This is a genomic window from Rhodococcus sp. H-CA8f (genome assembly GCF_002501585.1).
GTDB lineage: Bacteria > Actinomycetota > Actinomycetes > Mycobacteriales > Mycobacteriaceae > Rhodococcus_F > Rhodococcus_F erythropolis.
This window is the reverse complement of the sequence record NZ_CP023720.1, coordinates 4,711,878-4,727,627: the sequence shown is the minus strand read 5'-3', so window position 1 is coordinate 4,727,627 and position 15,750 is coordinate 4,711,878. Positions and strand designations below refer to the sequence as shown.

Below are 15,750 nucleotides of genomic sequence, written 5' to 3'. Positions count from 1 at the left end.
CCAATTTAGCCGAACCTAAGCACAGTGCCTCGGTTGCGGCCGAACGGATCCACACTCTCACTCGATCGGTTGTGGGTAAACCTATTCTTTCTTCCCATTCTCCCGTTGTCTCGGGTATTCGGGGTAGGGGCCTGGTCCTTGACGGGCCACAATTTCAAGTTGTGGGGGAGTATTGGCGTTATGAGTGACGAGCTTCGCGAATCCGACAACATCGATGGCAAGAAGGCGTCTGCGGGGCCGTTCCTCTTGGCTGTTGCCATCGTCGCCTTGATTCTGGGTGGAATCTTCGTCGCGTCGTGGATCTCGCCGGCCGAGGAGAACGTCACCGAGTCGGACCGCGTGAGCCGCTCCGTCACCGACTACGTCGATGCCGAGAATCGAAATGACGCGGAGACGGTCAAGACCCTGACCTGCGCGAGCTTCAATTCGAGCACTGGTCCGATGGCCGGAGTCGACGGGACGGTCGAACTGAAGGGTGTGGACGGGGTCGTGGTCAACGGGGATCGCGCCAGGGCCGACGTGACGATCACCGGCGGCGGAGCGGGCGAGCGGGTCTCGACCTGGGCCCTGACCCGTGATGGCAACCGTTGGGTCGTCTGTAACTGACGGCCCGCTCAGGCGCTCACGGCAGTCTTGTGAAAACATGGACTACGTGAGTTACGCAGGCGATCTGACGCCGGAGCAAGCCTGGGAGCTGCTCCGCGAAAACCCCGACGCCGTGCTGGTCGACGTGCGGACCGATGCGGAGTGGAAGTACGTCGGTGTCCCCGATGTTTCCTCCCTCGGCAAGCAGGCCGCACTGATCGAATGGGTGAGCCACCCGACCGGCGCGCGCAATGACAACTTCGTCGACCAGTTGAAGGAAGCCGGCATCACCGCCGATTCCTCCGGGTCGGAGCGTCCGGTGATCTTCCTGTGTCGATCCGGACAACGTTCCATCGGTGCGGCGGAAGCTGCGACTGCGGCGGGCATCGGCCCGTCGTACAACGTGCTCGACGGGTTCGAAGGCGCATTGGGTGCCGACGGACATCGCGGACTTGTAGGTTGGCGGGCCATCGGCTTGCCATGGAGGCAGCAGTGAGCGGAATTCCCCAGGGTGGCGCATTTCAACGAGCGCTGCCGGACGACGTCGGTCTCGGCACTCTCGGTGTTCGCGGTGGACTGATGCGTACCGGGTTCGAGGAGACTTCCGAAGCGCTGTTCCTCAACTCCGGATTCGTCTACGAGAGTGCAGAAGCCGCCGAACAAGCCTTCACCGGCGAGGTGGATCATTTTGTCTACTCCCGCTATGGCAATCCGACGGTCAAGATGTTCGAAGAGCGTTTGCGTCTCATCGAAGGCGCAGAAGCGTGCTTTGCGACGGCCAGCGGAATGTCGGCAGTCTTCACGGCGTTGGGCGCACTGTTGGCCAACGGCGACCGATTGGTTGCCGCGCGCAGCCTCTTCGGATCCTGCTTTGTCGTGTGCAACGAGATACTTCCGCGCTGGGGCGTCGAGGTTGTTTTCGTCGACGGTGAGGACAACGCGCAGTGGGAAGAGGCGCTGTCCGTGCCGACCACTGCCGTGTTCTTCGAGACGCCGTCCAACCCGATGCAGTCCCTCGTCGACGTTCGGCGGGTGTCGGAGCTTGCTCATGCTGCCGGTGCAAAGGTAGTGCTGGACAACGTCTTCGCGACGCCGCTTCTGCAGCGCAGCCTCGATCTGGGCGCCGACGTCGTGGTGTACTCCGGTACCAAGCACATCGACGGTCAAGGCCGCGTGCTCGGCGGCGCGATCCTCGGCACCGAGGAATACATCAGCGGTCCCGTCCGAGAACTGATGCGGCACACCGGTCCTGCGCTCAGCCCGTTCAATGCGTGGACTCTGCTCAAGGGTCTCGAGACCATGCCGGTCCGTATTCGGCATTCCGTGGCTTCGGCACTCGAGATCGCCGAATTCCTCGAAGGGCACTCCGGCGTCAAGTGGGTCAAGTATCCGTACCTGACTTCGCACCCGCAGCACGAGCTCGCGAAGTCTCAAATGAGCGGCGGCGGAACTGTAGTCACGTTCGAGCTCAATGCGCCTGACGGCGAGGGCAAGAAGCGGGCGTTCGAGGTTCTCAACGGCCTGCGCGTCATCGACATCTCCAACAACTTGGGTGATTCCAAGTCGTTGATCACCCACCCCGCAACCACAACGCACCGGGCCATGGGTCCGGAAGGCCGTGCAGCAGTGGGTCTTACAGACGGCGTTGTGCGTTTGTCGGTGGGGCTGGAAGATACCGCCGATCTCTTGGCTGATCTGAAGCGAGCCCTCGGCTGATCCGGTAGAACGCCTTGCCCTCGAACTTCGTTTGGCGAGGCGTTCTACGGCGAAGGTGTCAGACCCAGTTGTTTGACGTCGATCGTCAACGCCGTCGTATTCAGTGTGAGACCTGAGCTTGTCGTGTCGGCGGGGTAGATCGTGAACAGCACCTGCGCGGTCAGGTTGGTGTTGTTCAACGCCGATGTGACCGGAATGAGGTTCGGCGTCGGTGCCGTGCTGTCGTACAGAAGATTGTTGCTCTGATCCGTGACGTACGTGCGGAGATCGACACTGGCGGTCGCGAGCCCGCCACTCAACTTGGTCTTGTCGACCGTCACGTTCGCTTTCAGACGTGGGCCGGTGGCCATCACCTTCGAATCGCAGAAATACGTGTAGTTGAATCCGGGCTTGAGTCGGTAGGTAGTGATGTCCGGGATATATACGAGTGGATTCGGATTGGTGGGCGCGTTGACGTAGACCTGCGAATACCACCCCCCGCCGCTCGTGGTCACGCATGCTCCCAGATCCAGGGTCCCGGACTGGACAGCGGCGCTCGTCAGGGTCGTACTGTCCGTCCATTTCGCCAATGTGCCCGAGCCGCCGAGCAATACAGCTCCGGCCGCGGCGACTGCCATTGCAGCCTTCGTCGTCTTCTTCATCACGGCACCAGCGCCTTGACTTCGTCCGGAAGTTCGCTCGGGGCAGGAGATTCGGCCCAGACTCCCGTTGACGTGTCGATGGCGGTGACTCCGGACGTGGTGATCACGTACAACTGATCGGTACCGGTGAGCCAATGCAGTACAGCGTCATTGTCCACGGCACCCCGATACACCTCGGTGCCCGATGAATTCGACACGGATACAACGGTTCCACTGGCAGTCGAGAGCTTCTGTGCGCTGAAGCCGGTCGTGGCCGCCGGGGCGTCGATGGGAACCTCGCTCGGGGTGGGCGTAGTTGTTGTGGGTGTCGTTGTCATGGTCGTTGTTGTTGTCGTTGTGGACGGAGTAGTTGTAGCCGGTGACGAGGTGGTTGTCGAAGGTGTAGTTGTGCTGGTGGTTGTCGTGGCCTGCGAGGTTGTTGATGCGCTCGGAGTAGTCGTGGGTGAAGGTGTGGTCGAACTGACCGCTGCGGTGGAGGTGGTGGTCGTCGCACTCGGAGCTTGTGCAACCAGCGCCGAACGAGCGGCCGGAGCTGAGGCTGCCGTGGTTCCGCTCGTGGGTCCGGATACACACGCCATGTCATTGAGGATGATGAGCAGTGTCGAACTGCTGATGCGGTACCCGGTGTATTCCGGTGTCACGTAAGTTCCAACGAGTCCGTGTAATTCGACGTCGTAGTTCGTGTTCGACAGGAGAATCCCGCCGCTCGGCAGATCGGACAACGTCAGGGTCGTCGAGAGGCCGGTCACGTCTCTGATCAGCGGAGGTTGGGTGGTGTTGGTTGCGTTTCGGACGATGATTCGAAATGTATCCGTGGCAACGCCAGGCCAAGCGAGCACGACGGAAGTTCCCTTGTCCGAGCAGGTCATTGACGCGGGAGGTTTCGGAAAGCTCGCAGCAGTGGTGAACGAAATGCTTCCCGCTGTCGCCATGCCCGTGAAGGCGGCCTGTGTTCCGCCGATGTTCGCAATGCCCGCCACGCTGAGACCGACCGTTGCCAATGCGATGATTGCCTTGAAGGCGTGGGAATCGCCGTGTGCGTCCTGACGATCCAGCCTGGGTTCCCCTTCATCCGGTCTTTTCCGTGGGCGAAATGCGATGTACAGCAGTCCTCCGACAGCAATCGCACCAAGCACAAGCCCACTCGGTCCGGACAGCCAGACGGCCACGTAGCCGAGGCGGTTGATGCTGAAGAAAACTCGATCCGCTTCGGTGATGACGTAAGGATCTGGGTCTGTGACGGGATTCGCGTCGCCGCGCAGCTGTGCAATTGCAAGATTGTTGTCTTGCTGCTCGACCGTCTCGACACGATGGGTGATTCGAACGCCTTGGTTGTCGTAGACACTGACGATGTCACCGACCTGAACTTCCGAAGCAGGCACGGTGCGCGCGAATGCCAGAGCACCGGTCTCGATCGTGGGAGACATCGATCCGCTCTTGAAGATCAGCGGAGTGATACCGAAAGCGAAGCCGGCAATGAACAATCCGATGGATGCCAGACCGGCGAGGGCACCGAGGGTGAGCAGAAGTTCGTGAATCCGACGTGGCGTCGAGGCTTTCGGTGACATCTTCGTGTGTCGTGACACGGCGCTCACACCTTTGCCGAGAAGTTCAGGACGATGCTCGACGAGCTGCTCGTCGGTGGGGTCGGACTCGTCGGAAGCGTCACCGAGACACAAAGATTGTCGGTTGCCCCGATAGCCAGAGAACGGTCGGGCGCACCGACCGCCTGATTTGTGGTGAGTGTCAGCGGTAAGGACAACACCACATTGCTGCCATCTGTGCATTTGTTGGCCACAGTTCCGTTCAACGACACAGTCATCCGCAAGTAGGTCGTCAGCGCGCCGCCGCTGGTGGAAGTAATCGTGTATTTCAGAGGAAGATTCACGCCTGCCCCCACGTTGTTGACTTTGACGATGGCGGAGTTCGAGTCGCCGGGAATCATCCCGGTTTTGCCGAGTTGGCTGAAGTTCAGTGTCGTGGTCAGCGTGGGTTGGATTGTGGTATTCAACTGCAGATTGATCGACCCGGTCGTGATATTTCCCGAAGTCGCCATCGCCGAAGACGTCCAGGCCGCGAGCGTGGTTACACCGCCGACACCAAGCACCATCCCCAGCGCGAGCAGCGCGCGAAAACGCGTGCTGGTCAACAGGTGACGAATCCGGTGGGCCGGACGGTCAGGGCGCGAGGGCATCGTGCTGGCCTTTCTCGATCTGGACGGGGTCGGTGAGGTTGGAAGCTGCAGGGTCAGGCGCCAATCGGGCTCGAGCTCGCTCCTTCCGGCCGTCACGGATGCCGCTGATCATCATGTAGGCCGCGTACAGCAGTAGTGCCGTCACGACTATCACCACGATCACGGTGCGCTGCTCTCCGGTGAGCCAAGTGTTGACGTAGCCGAGATACGGAAGGCTGTACCAGACCTTTCCCCGGATCTGTACTGGCCGTACTTCTTTCTCGTCGCGTTCACCATTCGCGTCGCCCTGGGTGATGAAAGTTCGTTCACCCTTTTGGTTTTCACTTGTGGCGATGATCCGGTGCGTGACGACGGTCGGCTGACCCGATTCCAGCTGGTACGTAATAGGTGTACCGATCCCCAGTTCGGACGGATCGACAGGTTTGACGACGACCAGTGATCCAGGGTTGTACGTCGGGCGCATCGAACCGGTCAGAATCGTGAAGCGCTGCGCTCCCGCGAAGAAGGGGATGACAATGGTTGCGACGATGACTGCCGAAATCGCCAGCAGCAGTGTCCAACTGACGATAGAGGTGACCCACCACAGAGGGCCGGTACGTTCACCGCGTTTGGTCGAGTGTTTCGTCATGCCGCCCCTGCCTGGAACGTGAAGGTGGCGTTGGTCGTCTGACCGGAAACCGCACCAACACCCACCGTGAGCCGCAGACACAGGATGTAGGTGCCACCGGCTGCGAGCGGAGTCGGCATGTACGCGGGGGAAACCGGGTACTGCAGCGATGCATTCATCGATCCGGACGTCACTGGGGTTACTGCCGGAGCCGCGGTGTTGACGCCGGCCGGGCAGGCGCTTTCGTTGGCGACTCCGTACGTGGTCAACGTGAATCCCGGAAGTGCGCTCGTCGACTGCATTCGCCACTGCAGAGGATCAGACCCCGAATTCTTGACGGTGAGCGGAGCTTGCACCGTGTTTCCCGGGACCACAGGCGTCGTGGCCGTCGTCAAATTCGCCAGGGTGTACGCCGCACTGGTTCCGGCCGATGTACCAACGGTGAGGTTGACGCTTGCAGCGGTTGCGGTCCCACCACTCGCGCTCGCCGAATCGGACCACAGCGCGAGCGACTGCTGTGACGATGCGAACACCGCTACAGCAGCCACCGCGACTGCGATCGCTCCCCAGACCTTTTTCCTCATGAAATTACGGAGCCGGAGTCAGCGCTGTCTGAGTGACGACCAGCTTCATCGCCGCCAAGTTCAGCGACTGATTCTGCGCGACCTGGTTGGCCACCTCGGTGAAGTTCAGACGGACTCCGACGTGCACGATCGTGCCGTTCTGTACCTTGGTGATCTGTGAAATCGGGTTGCCACCAGCGTCCTTGATGGTCGTAACCGGCTGTACAGCGGCGGCAAGTTCGGCGCTGTTGGCACCTGGAACGATGCCGGCCGTATCAGCGGTCAGAACAGCCGCGAGACGATCGCCCACTGCGGTCACTGTGACGTCGCAGGTGTATTCGATGCTCTCGGTGGTGACGATGCGGTAAGCCGAGATGTTGGTGATCGCGGTCTTCGTCGGATTGAGGGAGTTCCAACCGCCGCCGACCGGTGCGCAGGCGCTCAGGTCGAGTGCACCGGAAGTGACGGGTCCGCCGCCACTGACGTCGGCCGAGTCGCTCCACACAGCGAGCGAGCCCGCACCGCCGAGGAGGAGGGCGCCGGCCGCCGCAGCAGCGATCGCGCCCTTGGTCTGCTTCTTCATGAAAATCTCATTTCATGTCTGGGACCCGAAATGGGTCGTTCAGACATGAGTATCAGCCACGGCAAACGATTCGTTACTACTTTTTCGAAATTTATTTTTCGACTGTGATCCACCTTTCTCTGTCGAACAAATTGCCTTCTGACCTGCAGATAACTATCAGTATGTAATTTTGGAGTGAAGAAAACCGATTGTTTGTCCAGTTGGACAAAGTGGACGAGTCGGATCCTGGCAAATCTAGTGTTTTTTACCAGTTAATTACCGACTCGCGGTTTTGTTTTGCAATTGAATCAATTGTTTGCGGTGCTACGGAATGGATCGGTTGTCATTCCTACAAGATCGGCGACCGACTCGAGAACGACTGTGGGTCGGTACGGGAAGAGCTCCACCGACGCGCGGGTCGAGATCCCGGTCATCACCAGAATCGTCTGCAGTCCGGCTTCGAGGCCACAGACGATGTCGGTGTCCATCCGGTCGCCGATCATCAACGTGTTAGCCGAATGAGCGCCGATGGACCGCAGGGCAGAGCGCATCATCAAGGCGTTGGGCTTGCCGACGTAGTAGGGATCGCGTCCGGTTGCCTTGGTGATGAGAGCGGCGACCGAGCCGGTGGCCGGCAGCGAGCCGTCACGCGACGGCCCAGTGGCGTCGGGGTTGGTGGCGATGAACCGCGAACCACGCTCGACCAGGCGAATGGCGGTGGTGATCGCCTCGAACGAGTACGTGCGCGTCTCGCCGAGGACGACGTAGTCGGGGTCACTGTCCGTCAGGACGTAACCGATGTCGTGCAGGGCAGTGGTCAGGCCCGATTCGCCGACCACGTAGGCGCTGCCGCCTGGCCGCTGGTTGGCCAGGAACGTCGCGGTAGCGAGCGCTGACGTCCAGATCGACTTCTCCGGGATGTCGAGTCCCGAATTGAGCAGGCGTGCTCGCAGGTCACGCGGGGTTCGGATGGAGTTGTTGGTGAGCACCATGTACGGGATGTCGTTCGACGCCAGCTCTGCCAGGAACGTGTCCGCTCCAGGTATCAAGTGCTCCTCGTGGACGAGAACCCCGTCCATGTCCATGAGGTAGGTCCAACCGGTCTGATCTTCTGTACTGGTCATGACTCCAGTATGTGCGGGTGCCGCCCGATGTGGGCGATCAAGCGAGAAGGCGCCACAGCCCGATCAGGCCGACGACGACAATCGTGTAGCGCAATGCAGTGGGGGACAGGCGCCGTCCGTAGCGGGCGCCGAGGACGCCACCGCCGAGCGAGCCGACAGCGATCAAACCGGCTGCTGCCCAATTGATCTGATCGAACGCCAGAGTGATGTACATCCCCGCTGCAACGATGTTGACGAGCAGTGAGAGCAGGTTCTTCGCGCCGTTCATGCGTTGGAGGGTTTCCGGGAGGATGGCACCCATCACACCGATGAGAAGGATGCCCTGCGCGGCAGTGAAGTATCCGCCGTAGATGCCGACTGCAAAGGTGCCGGCGGTCAGGAGCATCAGCCTCTTGGTGGACAGCGTCGTTTCTTCGGTGGAACGCTTCTTGGCCCACGCCTGGATGCGTGGTTGGAGGAGGACGAGCGCGAGGGCGAGGACCAACAGCACCGGAACGATGGTTTCGAACAGTTTCTCGGGTAGATGCATGAGTAACCAGGAACCGAGTAGTGCCCCGGCGAGTGACGCCGGAATCTGCCACTTCAGTCGATCCCACTGTCCGGACAGCTCGCGTCGGTAGCCCCAGGTGCCGGAAACTCCGCCGGCGACGAGCCCGACCGCGTTGGACATGGTCGCGGTCACGGGCGGCATGCCGAAGGCGACCAGCGTCGGGAACGTGATCAGCGTTCCACTGCCGACCACGGCGTTGATCGCGCCCGCGCCGATGCCGGCCAGCAATATGAAGAATGCGTCGAGTCCACTCACTCCGCAGACGGTACGGCAGAGGAAAAGTCGGTACAGACGGCGGTCCCGGTCTTCGTTCGAACACTCCATTGAACACGTCTAACGCGGCTTCGGACACCGTTGGAATCAGTGCGATTCCAACCTGGTTGATCTTTCATTTCCCTTGCAGTGCAGGGAAATACAACATTTGACGACTAGACATTTCGGGTCTAGTCTTTGCTCACCATCCAGAGCGACCGAGAGACCTGGCTCGTCGACGTCGCAGCAACCCCCCGAGCGATCGGGAGCGGGTGCTACCGCCAGGACCGATGGAAGGCATCACATGGGTTCCACTTCGCACGCTCCGCACAGGCGCCGCCACATCGATCTGTGCCGCACCGCTTCGTGTCACTGTCGCTGACCGAACCGTCGTCTTCGCAACTCGAGCTCACCAACTCGAGACCACAGCTGCGTTCCCATTTCCCCGAAAGGTCTATTCGTCATGTCCACTCCGTCAGGTAGCGCGCCGTGAGCGCGCCCACCGATGTCCGCCCCGAAAAGTCGGTGTCCGAGCCGCAACTTCCGGACTCGGAGCTTGTCGTTGCTCGCACCTGGCACCCGCTGCGCTGGGTGATCAGTGCGGTCGTGCTGGTACTGCTTGCTCAGTTCATCCACGGACTCGTCGTCAACCCCGGCTGGGACTGGCCGACCTTCGCGCAATACTTCACCGCGAAATCAGTGCTCGCCGCGCTGTGGATGACGATCAAACTGACGCTGTGGGGGACGATCCTCGGATTCGGTCTCGGTGTTTTCCTGGCACTCGGTCGGTTGTCGAAAAACCCGGTCCTGCAGGTGATCGCTTGGACCTACATCTGGGCCTTCCGCTCGATTCCACTCATCGTGCAGCTGCTCTTCTGGTTCAACATCACATACCTGTACCAGACGCTTTCTCTCGGAATACCTTTCGGGCCCGAGTTCTTCACCTTCCAGGTCAGCGGTGTGATCGGCGGATTCACCGCGGCAGTCATCGGTTTGGCGCTGCACCAGGCTGCATACTCGGCCGAGATCATCCGCTCCGGAATCATTTCGGTGGATCACGGCCAGATCGAAGCTGCTCACTCGCTCGGTATTCCGCGCAGTCGCCAGTTCTTCAAGATCGTTCTCCCGCAGGCAATGCGAGCGATCCTCCCCAATGCCGCCAACGAGGTCATCGGACTCTTCAAGGGAACGTCGATCGTCTCCACCATGGCAATCGCCGAACTGTTCTACCAGGTGCAGGTCATCTTCGGCCGCAACGGACGAGTCGTGCCCCTGCTGATGGTCGCCACGATCTGGTACATCATCCTCACGACGTTGCTCTCGATCGGTCAGTACTACGTGGAGCGCCACTATGCACGAGGATCCGCCCGTGCGCTTCCGTTGACTCCGGTACAGAAGGCGCGCAAGAAGTTCGAAGAGATTCGCGATGCGCGTCTCGATATTCCGAGAGGTGCGACCCGATGACCGCAGAACTGACCGAAGAGACGGTGTACGCCGTCGAAGCACGCGGAATTCACAAGTCGTTCGGCACGCTGGAAGTACTTGCAGGCGTTGATCTCCTGGTCCGCAAGGGCGAAGTGACCGTCATTCTCGGTCCGTCTGGTTCCGGTAAGTCCACCTTGCTGCGCACCCTCAATCACCTCGAGAAGGTCGACCGCGGGACCGTGCGGATCGACGGAGAACTGATCGGGTACCGGCGCAAGGGAAATCGGCTCCACGAACTGCGTGACCGCGAGATCCTGAAACAGCGTTCGCACATCGGATTCGTGTTCCAGAACTTCAATCTGTTTCCGCACCTGACCGCGCTGGAAAACGTGGTGGAAGCGCCGCTCTCGGCCCAGAAGCGTGATCGTGACGAGGTGTACCGCGAGGCCCGCGCACTGCTCGAGCGAGTGGGAGTGGGGGACAAGGCGGACGAGTATCCCCGCCAACTCTCCGGTGGCCAGCAACAGCGCGTCGCGATAGCGCGAGCGCTGGCACTGCGGCCGGCGGTCATTCTCTTCGACGAGCCGACGTCGGCGCTCGACCCGGAACTGGTCGGCGAGGTTCTCGAAGTCCTCGCTCAGCTGGCCCGTGACGGCGCCACCTTGGTGATCGTCACACACGAGGTCGGATTTGCTCGGGAAGTGGCGGACACTGCGGTCTTCATGGACGGCGGCGTCATCGTCGAACAGGGCCCACCTTCGCAGGTGATCGACAATCCGGTCCACGAACGGACCAAAGCTTTTCTCTCCCGCGTCCTCTGACGCGACCCAGACTCATTCCCGGAAGGAAAAATTGATGTTCTCCCCATCCCGTCGCGCGACTTTTCTGATCTCGGCTCTTGCCACAGTCGGACTGCTCAGCGCTGCATGCAGCAGTGCGGACGCCGAGTCCGACGGCGCCCAGGTCACCGCTGCTGCGGGTTACAACCTCACGGCCGATCAGAACCGCATTACCACCGACAAGGTGGATTCCATCGCCGCCGAGCTACCTCAGGACATCCGCGATCGTGGCACGCTGCGCGTCACCGGCAGTGCCGGTTCCGCTCCGCCGCTCCGCTTCTACGCCGACGACGACACCACTCTCATCGGTTCCGAGACCGACTTCGCCTACTTGATCGGTGACGTTCTCGGTTTGAAGGTCGACCTGCAGACCGCAGACTGGGCACAGAACTTCGTTCGCGTCGATTCCGGCGAGGCTGATGCATTCCTGTCCAATGTGACTGTGACGGAAGAGCGTAAGGAGAAGTACGACTTCGCCACCTACCGACTCGACACCCTCGCCTTCGAAGCCAAGAAGGGAGCCGGGATCTCCATCAAGGAGCCCAAGGACGTCGCGGGTAAGAAGATCGCCGTCTCCTCGGGCACCAATCAGGAAGCGCTGCTGGTCAAATGGAGTGAGCAGAACGTCGCGGCCGGCCTGGCGCCCACCGACATCTCCTACTACCAGAACACCACCGACTACTACCTGCCGCTGCAGTCCGGCCGGATCGACGCCTACTTCGGACCGAACCCGTCGTCGCAGTTCCATGCCAAGCAGTCGGGTGAAACCGAAGTTGTCGGTGAGTTCTCCGGTGCAGGCGACACGCTGCAGGGTCAGATCGCGGTTCTGGTGAAGAAGGACAATGGCCTGATCAAGGCAATCAACGACGCGATCAACCACACGATCGAGAACGGCACGTACCAGCAGATCCTCGAGCGCTGGAACATCACGAGTGAAGCTGTCGACACGTCCCTGATCAACCCGCCCGGCCTTCCGAAGACCAAGTGAGCTCTCGTCCATGAGTGAGATTTTCGATGCGATCGTCATCGGCGGAGGACTCGTCGGGTCCTCCGCCGCCTGGCGGCTCGCGGCGCGCGGACGTAGCGTCGTTCAGCTGGAACAGTTCGGGCCGGGGCACAAGCACGGTGCGTCGCACGGTACTTCGCGCATCTACCGTCAGGCGTACGACAATCACCTGTACACCGGGTTGGCGGCCGACGCGCTGCCGCTGTGGCGGGAGTTGGAGACCACGACGGACATCGGGTTCCTGGAACTCACCGGTGCCGTTGATCACGGCCTGCCGCAGGCAGTGCAGTCCAAGGCGAAGATACTTCTCGAGGCGGGCATCAAGGGCGAGATCCTCACCCCTGCCGAGGCGTCCGCCCGTTGGCCGGGGCTGCGATTCGACACCACGGTGCTCCATCACCCCGATGCAGGCCGGTTGCACGCGGACCGCGCCGTGACCGCTCTGAAGGCGGGAGCGGTGTTTGCCGGCGCCGAGGTCCGTCACGATGTTCGGGTGTTGGCACTCGCGCGGGCGTCCTACGGCGTGGACGTGGTGACGGACAGTGGAACGCTCGCAGCTCGTCAGGTAGTGATCGCGGCCGGTGCGTGGACTGCGGATCTGATCGCAGACAGCGGTCTCGGCTCCGAGATCGTATTGCCGACGCTGCGCACGACGCAGGAACAACCGGCCCACTTTGCACCGCTCGATCCCGGAGTCGAGTGGCCGAGTTTCGTCCACCACACCGGCGCAGAATTGGAGACCGCGGGGATCTACGGGCTCGGTTCCGAGGACGGGATCAAGATCGGCGAACACGCGACCGGGCCGGTGGTGACTCCGCAGACCCGTGACTACACCCCTGATGTCGACGGAGAGCAGCGATTGGTGGAGTACGCCGAGTCGTGGTTGCCCGGTGTCGATTCCACCCGTGTCGAGTCGCTCACCTGCCTGTACACGAGCACGCCGGACAGTAACTTCGTCATCGACCGAGTCGGCGCCGTCACAGTGGCGGCGGGGTTCTCGGGGCATGGGTTCAAGTTCGGTCCGGCCTTGGGTGAACTTGTGGCGGACCTCGTCGACGGAACCACCCTCGCTCCGGAAGTTTTCAGGCTGGGGGAGCGTTGACCAGATTCATGGAGGAAAGTGTTGTGGCACTGGAGCTCGGAACTCGACAGCTCGAGGGTGTCGGAGCGGTAGAGGTCTATTCGGTATCGCAGGACGATCCCTTGGCAGCTCCACTGATCGCGGAGTTGGCACTCGAATACAGTTCGCGTTACGGCGGGACTCGCGAAGCGATGCTCGAGGATCTCACGACGTATCCGGCAGAAGAATTTGCCTACCCGCAGGGTGCGCTTCTGGTGCTCACCCACGACGGTCTGCCGATCGCCGGTGGTGCGTTTCGTCAATTCGATTCCACCACTGCCGAACTGAAGAGAATCTGGACATCGGTCGACTATCGGAAGCGCGGCCTCGGCAAGGCCGTCGTTCGCGAGTTGGAACGAGAGATCGAACTTCGTGGATACAACCGGGTGTTTCTCACGACGGGTCCTCGGCAACCCGAGGCCGTCGCGCTGTATCTGTCCAGTGGATACACACCGCTTTACGACGCGTCACTCTCGCCCGAAGAGGTGGGCATCCACCCGTTCGAGAAACAACTTCGGGTCCTCGAAAATGTGACTCGAGCAGCAATTCCTACCGACCGGGTTGACAACACCCGGGTTTAACCTCGTACACTTGCGAACGACCATCCAGAGCGACCGAGAGACCTGGCTCATTGAAGTCGCAGCAACCCCCCGAGTGATCGGGTGCGGGTGCTACCGCCAGGACCGATGGAGGAACACGAAATGAAGGCAGTCGAAGGCGGTTTCGATACCGCCTGGTCGCGTCGTCACGTAGACCTGTGCCGCACCGCGGGATCTTTCTGTACCAACTGACCTCGGTCAGTCATTCACACTCAGGCGAGTCGTCGACAAGTCTGTTTTCTCTTCTCTCACAAGTGATTCGTGCTCGATCGCCTTTCTCGTCTCAGGCGACGGGTGCGCTCTTCGGCATGCCTCTTTAGGAGTTCTTGGTGTCTTCGCCCTCATTCGGTGCCCGCAAACGCGCGACCGTAATCGCCGGTATCGGTGCTGTCTCGGTTCTCGGCACCGTCCTCGCCGGCTGCAGCAGCGGGAGTGACAGTGCTGCCGACGCAGGCCCCGCCCAGTCCGGCGGAACCCTTCGCTACGGTCTGTCGCAGGCGCCGACGTGCGCCGATCCGGCCCAGGCCGGCAGTAACCAGACCGTGTATGTCACTCGGACCGTGGTGGATTCGCTGACCGATCAAAATCCCGACACCGGAGAGATCACCCCGTGGCTCGCCAAGAGCTGGGAGATCAGCCCCGACGCCGCTAGCTTCACGTTCGTCCTTCGCGACGACGCCACCTTCAGCGACGGCACCCCGGTGACGGCGGATTCGGTGAAGAAGACCTTCGACTCGGTCAAGAATCTCGGACCGAACGCGTCGTTGGCGAAGAGTTACCTGTCCTCGTACACCGGTACCGACGTCGTAGATGCTCACACGGCGAAGATCAATTTCTCCGGACCCAATGTTCAGTTCCTGCAGGCAACTTCGACGCCACAGCTCGGAATCCTCGCCGATTCCACCACCGCGCTGGCATCCGAGCAGCGCTGCCCCGGTGCAGCGGTGATCGCCTCCGGACCGTTCGTGTACACCGACTGGCAGCAGGACAAGAGCGTCAAGATCGCCAAGCGTGCGGGATACAACTGGGCGTCGGACGCGGTCGCGCATCAGGGCGAGGCCTACCTCGACGGCGTCGACTTCACTGTGGTCCCCGAATCCGGTGTGCGGGCAGGCAGCGTGGCCTCCGGCCAGCTCGATGCGGTCAGCGATGCGCTTCCGCAGGATGCGCCGCAGATCGAGGGCGCAGGCGGACGAATCCTCACAAGGCCGAACCCGGGTGTGAGCTTCTTCTTCCAGCCCAACGTCAGTCGCGGCGTTCTCGCCGATCAGGCTGTTCGCCAGGCCATCATTCCCGCAATCAACCGCCAAGAACTCGTCGACACCGTTCTGGATCCGTCGTTCTTCCCGGCCACGAGCCCGTTGGCTCACACCACTCCGCTCTACAGCGACGAATCCAGTGTCGTGACGTACGACGCCGACAAGTCGGCGAAACTCCTCGACGCGGCTGGTTGGAAGACCGGCAGCGACGGTATCCGCGAGAAGGACGGGCAGAAGCTCACTTTCAGCGTCACCTTCAGTCCGGTGTTCTCGGGTAACCAGGCCATCCTCGAGCTGGTGCAGCAGCAGCTCAAGAAGGTCGGCGTCGACCTGCAGCTCAACCTGGTCTCGAACGGTGAATGGACCGAGAAGGGAGTATCGGGTGATTACGATTCGCTGTATTACAACAGCACTCGCGCGGACGCCGACATCTTGCGGGCATCGTTCAGCACCGAAGGCCGCAACCTGAACCGTCGCGGCGCAGATCCGGAGCTCGACAAGGTACTCACAGACCAGCTTGCAGCCACGGACAACGGCCAACGCGGCGAACTGGTATCCACTGCACAGGAATTGATCCTCGACCGTGGACTCTCCATCCCCACCATCGAGCTCTCGCAGGCCATCGGCGCCGGATCGAGTGTGCAGGACCTGAACTTCGAAGCCTCCTCGCGCCTGCAGTTCTACGACGCATGGTTGTCGGGTAAGTAA

Annotated in this window: 17 protein-coding genes and 2 riboswitches; of the genes, 9 read left to right on the top strand and 8 right to left on the bottom strand. The window is 61.3% G+C overall.

The window, feature by feature from the left end; all coding sequences use genetic code 11:
• The first annotated feature begins 180 nt into the window (after positions 1 to 180).
• Genes CPI83_RS21970 through CPI83_RS21960 form a run of 3 tightly spaced genes read left to right on the top strand, consistent with a single transcriptional unit; the run spans position 181 to position 2,301 of the window.
• The gene (locus CPI83_RS21970) at positions 181 to 606 is read left to right on the top strand and encodes a hypothetical protein (RefSeq protein ID WP_019749485.1); all 426 of its coding nucleotides are present in this window, start codon (positions 181 to 183) and stop codon (positions 604 to 606) included.
• 46 nt (positions 607 to 652) lie between these two features.
• Positions 653 to 1,081: a rhodanese-like domain-containing protein gene (locus tag CPI83_RS21965; RefSeq protein ID WP_007726822.1), complete on the top strand. Its 429-nt coding sequence runs from the start codon at positions 653 to 655 to the stop codon at positions 1,079 to 1,081.
• Positions 1,078 to 2,301: an O-succinylhomoserine sulfhydrylase gene (locus CPI83_RS21960; RefSeq protein WP_020968824.1), complete on the top strand. Its 1,224-nt coding sequence runs from the start codon at positions 1,078 to 1,080 to the stop codon at positions 2,299 to 2,301. Before CPI83_RS21965 ends, CPI83_RS21960 begins: the two co-directional genes overlap by 4 nt.
• 44 nt (positions 2,302 to 2,345) lie before the next feature.
• Here CPI83_RS21960 and CPI83_RS21955 read toward each other — a convergent pair whose 3' ends face one another.
• The 8 genes from CPI83_RS21955 to CPI83_RS21920 form a co-directional block, all read right to left on the bottom strand.
• Complete coding sequence (locus CPI83_RS21955; RefSeq protein WP_046378152.1) at positions 2,346 to 2,942, bottom strand: alternate-type signal peptide domain-containing protein; 597 nt, start codon at positions 2,940 to 2,942, stop codon at positions 2,346 to 2,348.
• Entirely contained in the window at positions 2,942 to 4,528 is a 1,587-nt protein-coding gene (locus CPI83_RS30755; protein WP_198586312.1) for a signal peptidase I, read from the bottom strand. Before CPI83_RS30755 ends, CPI83_RS21955 begins: the two co-directional genes overlap by 1 nt.
• A gap of 5 nt (positions 4,529 to 4,533) precedes the next feature.
• Positions 4,534 to 5,091 carry a SipW-dependent-type signal peptide-containing protein gene (locus tag CPI83_RS21945; RefSeq protein ID WP_157920621.1) on the bottom strand — a complete coding sequence of 186 codons (558 nt, stop codon included), beginning with the start codon at positions 5,089 to 5,091 and terminating at the stop codon, positions 4,534 to 4,536.
• A gap of 28 nt (positions 5,092 to 5,119) precedes the next feature.
• Positions 5,120 to 5,764, bottom strand: a complete 645-nt coding sequence (locus CPI83_RS21940) for a signal peptidase I (protein WP_097387705.1) — start codon at positions 5,762 to 5,764, stop codon at positions 5,120 to 5,122.
• The gene (locus tag CPI83_RS21935; RefSeq protein ID WP_097387704.1) at positions 5,761 to 6,327 is read right to left on the bottom strand and encodes a hypothetical protein; all 567 of its coding nucleotides are present in this window, start codon (positions 6,325 to 6,327) and stop codon (positions 5,761 to 5,763) included. Before CPI83_RS21935 ends, CPI83_RS21940 begins: the two co-directional genes overlap by 4 nt.
• A 4-nt stretch (positions 6,328 to 6,331) precedes the next feature.
• Positions 6,332 to 6,889 carry an alternate-type signal peptide domain-containing protein gene (locus CPI83_RS21930; RefSeq protein WP_020906667.1) on the bottom strand — a complete coding sequence of 186 codons (558 nt, stop codon included), beginning with the start codon at positions 6,887 to 6,889 and terminating at the stop codon, positions 6,332 to 6,334.
• A 287-nt stretch (positions 6,890 to 7,176) separates the two neighbouring features.
• A complete protein-coding gene (locus tag CPI83_RS21925) occupies positions 7,177 to 7,992 on the bottom strand; it encodes an HAD-IIA family hydrolase (protein WP_029254768.1) in 816 nt (271 codons plus the stop codon).
• Between the two features lie 37 nt (positions 7,993 to 8,029).
• The gene (locus CPI83_RS21920) at positions 8,030 to 8,797 is read right to left on the bottom strand and encodes a sulfite exporter TauE/SafE family protein (RefSeq protein ID WP_003944404.1); all 768 of its coding nucleotides are present in this window, start codon (positions 8,795 to 8,797) and stop codon (positions 8,030 to 8,032) included.
• Between the two features lie 199 nt (positions 8,798 to 8,996).
• Positions 8,997 to 9,091: riboswitch (SAM riboswitch) on the top strand.
• A gap of 285 nt (positions 9,092 to 9,376) precedes the next feature.
• Here CPI83_RS21920 and CPI83_RS21915 point away from each other — a divergent pair.
• The 6 genes from CPI83_RS21915 (at position 9,377) to CPI83_RS21890 (ending at position 15,750) form a co-directional block, all read left to right on the top strand.
• On the top strand, positions 9,377 to 10,258 hold the full coding sequence (locus CPI83_RS21915) for an amino acid ABC transporter permease (protein ID WP_153210940.1): 882 nt from the start codon (positions 9,377 to 9,379) through the stop codon (positions 10,256 to 10,258).
• Between the two features lie 23 nt (positions 10,259 to 10,281).
• A complete protein-coding gene (locus tag CPI83_RS21910; protein ID WP_269456395.1) occupies positions 10,282 to 11,040 on the top strand; it encodes an amino acid ABC transporter ATP-binding protein in 759 nt (252 codons plus the stop codon).
• A gap of 34 nt (positions 11,041 to 11,074) precedes the next feature.
• Positions 11,075 to 12,046: an ABC transporter substrate-binding protein gene (locus CPI83_RS21905; RefSeq protein ID WP_020968834.1), complete on the top strand. Its 972-nt coding sequence runs from the start codon at positions 11,075 to 11,077 to the stop codon at positions 12,044 to 12,046.
• A 10-nt stretch (positions 12,047 to 12,056) separates the two neighbouring features.
• A complete protein-coding gene (locus tag CPI83_RS21900) occupies positions 12,057 to 13,166 on the top strand; it encodes an FAD-dependent oxidoreductase (RefSeq protein WP_097387703.1) in 1,110 nt (369 codons plus the stop codon).
• A gap of 23 nt (positions 13,167 to 13,189) precedes the next feature.
• Positions 13,190 to 13,765: a GNAT family N-acetyltransferase gene (locus CPI83_RS21895; RefSeq protein WP_020968836.1), complete on the top strand. Its 576-nt coding sequence runs from the start codon at positions 13,190 to 13,192 to the stop codon at positions 13,763 to 13,765.
• A gap of 17 nt (positions 13,766 to 13,782) precedes the next feature.
• Positions 13,783 to 13,877: riboswitch (SAM riboswitch) on the top strand.
• A 235-nt stretch (positions 13,878 to 14,112) separates the two neighbouring features.
• On the top strand, positions 14,113 to 15,750 hold the full coding sequence (locus CPI83_RS21890) for an ABC transporter substrate-binding protein (protein WP_003944291.1): 1,638 nt from the start codon (positions 14,113 to 14,115) through the stop codon (positions 15,748 to 15,750).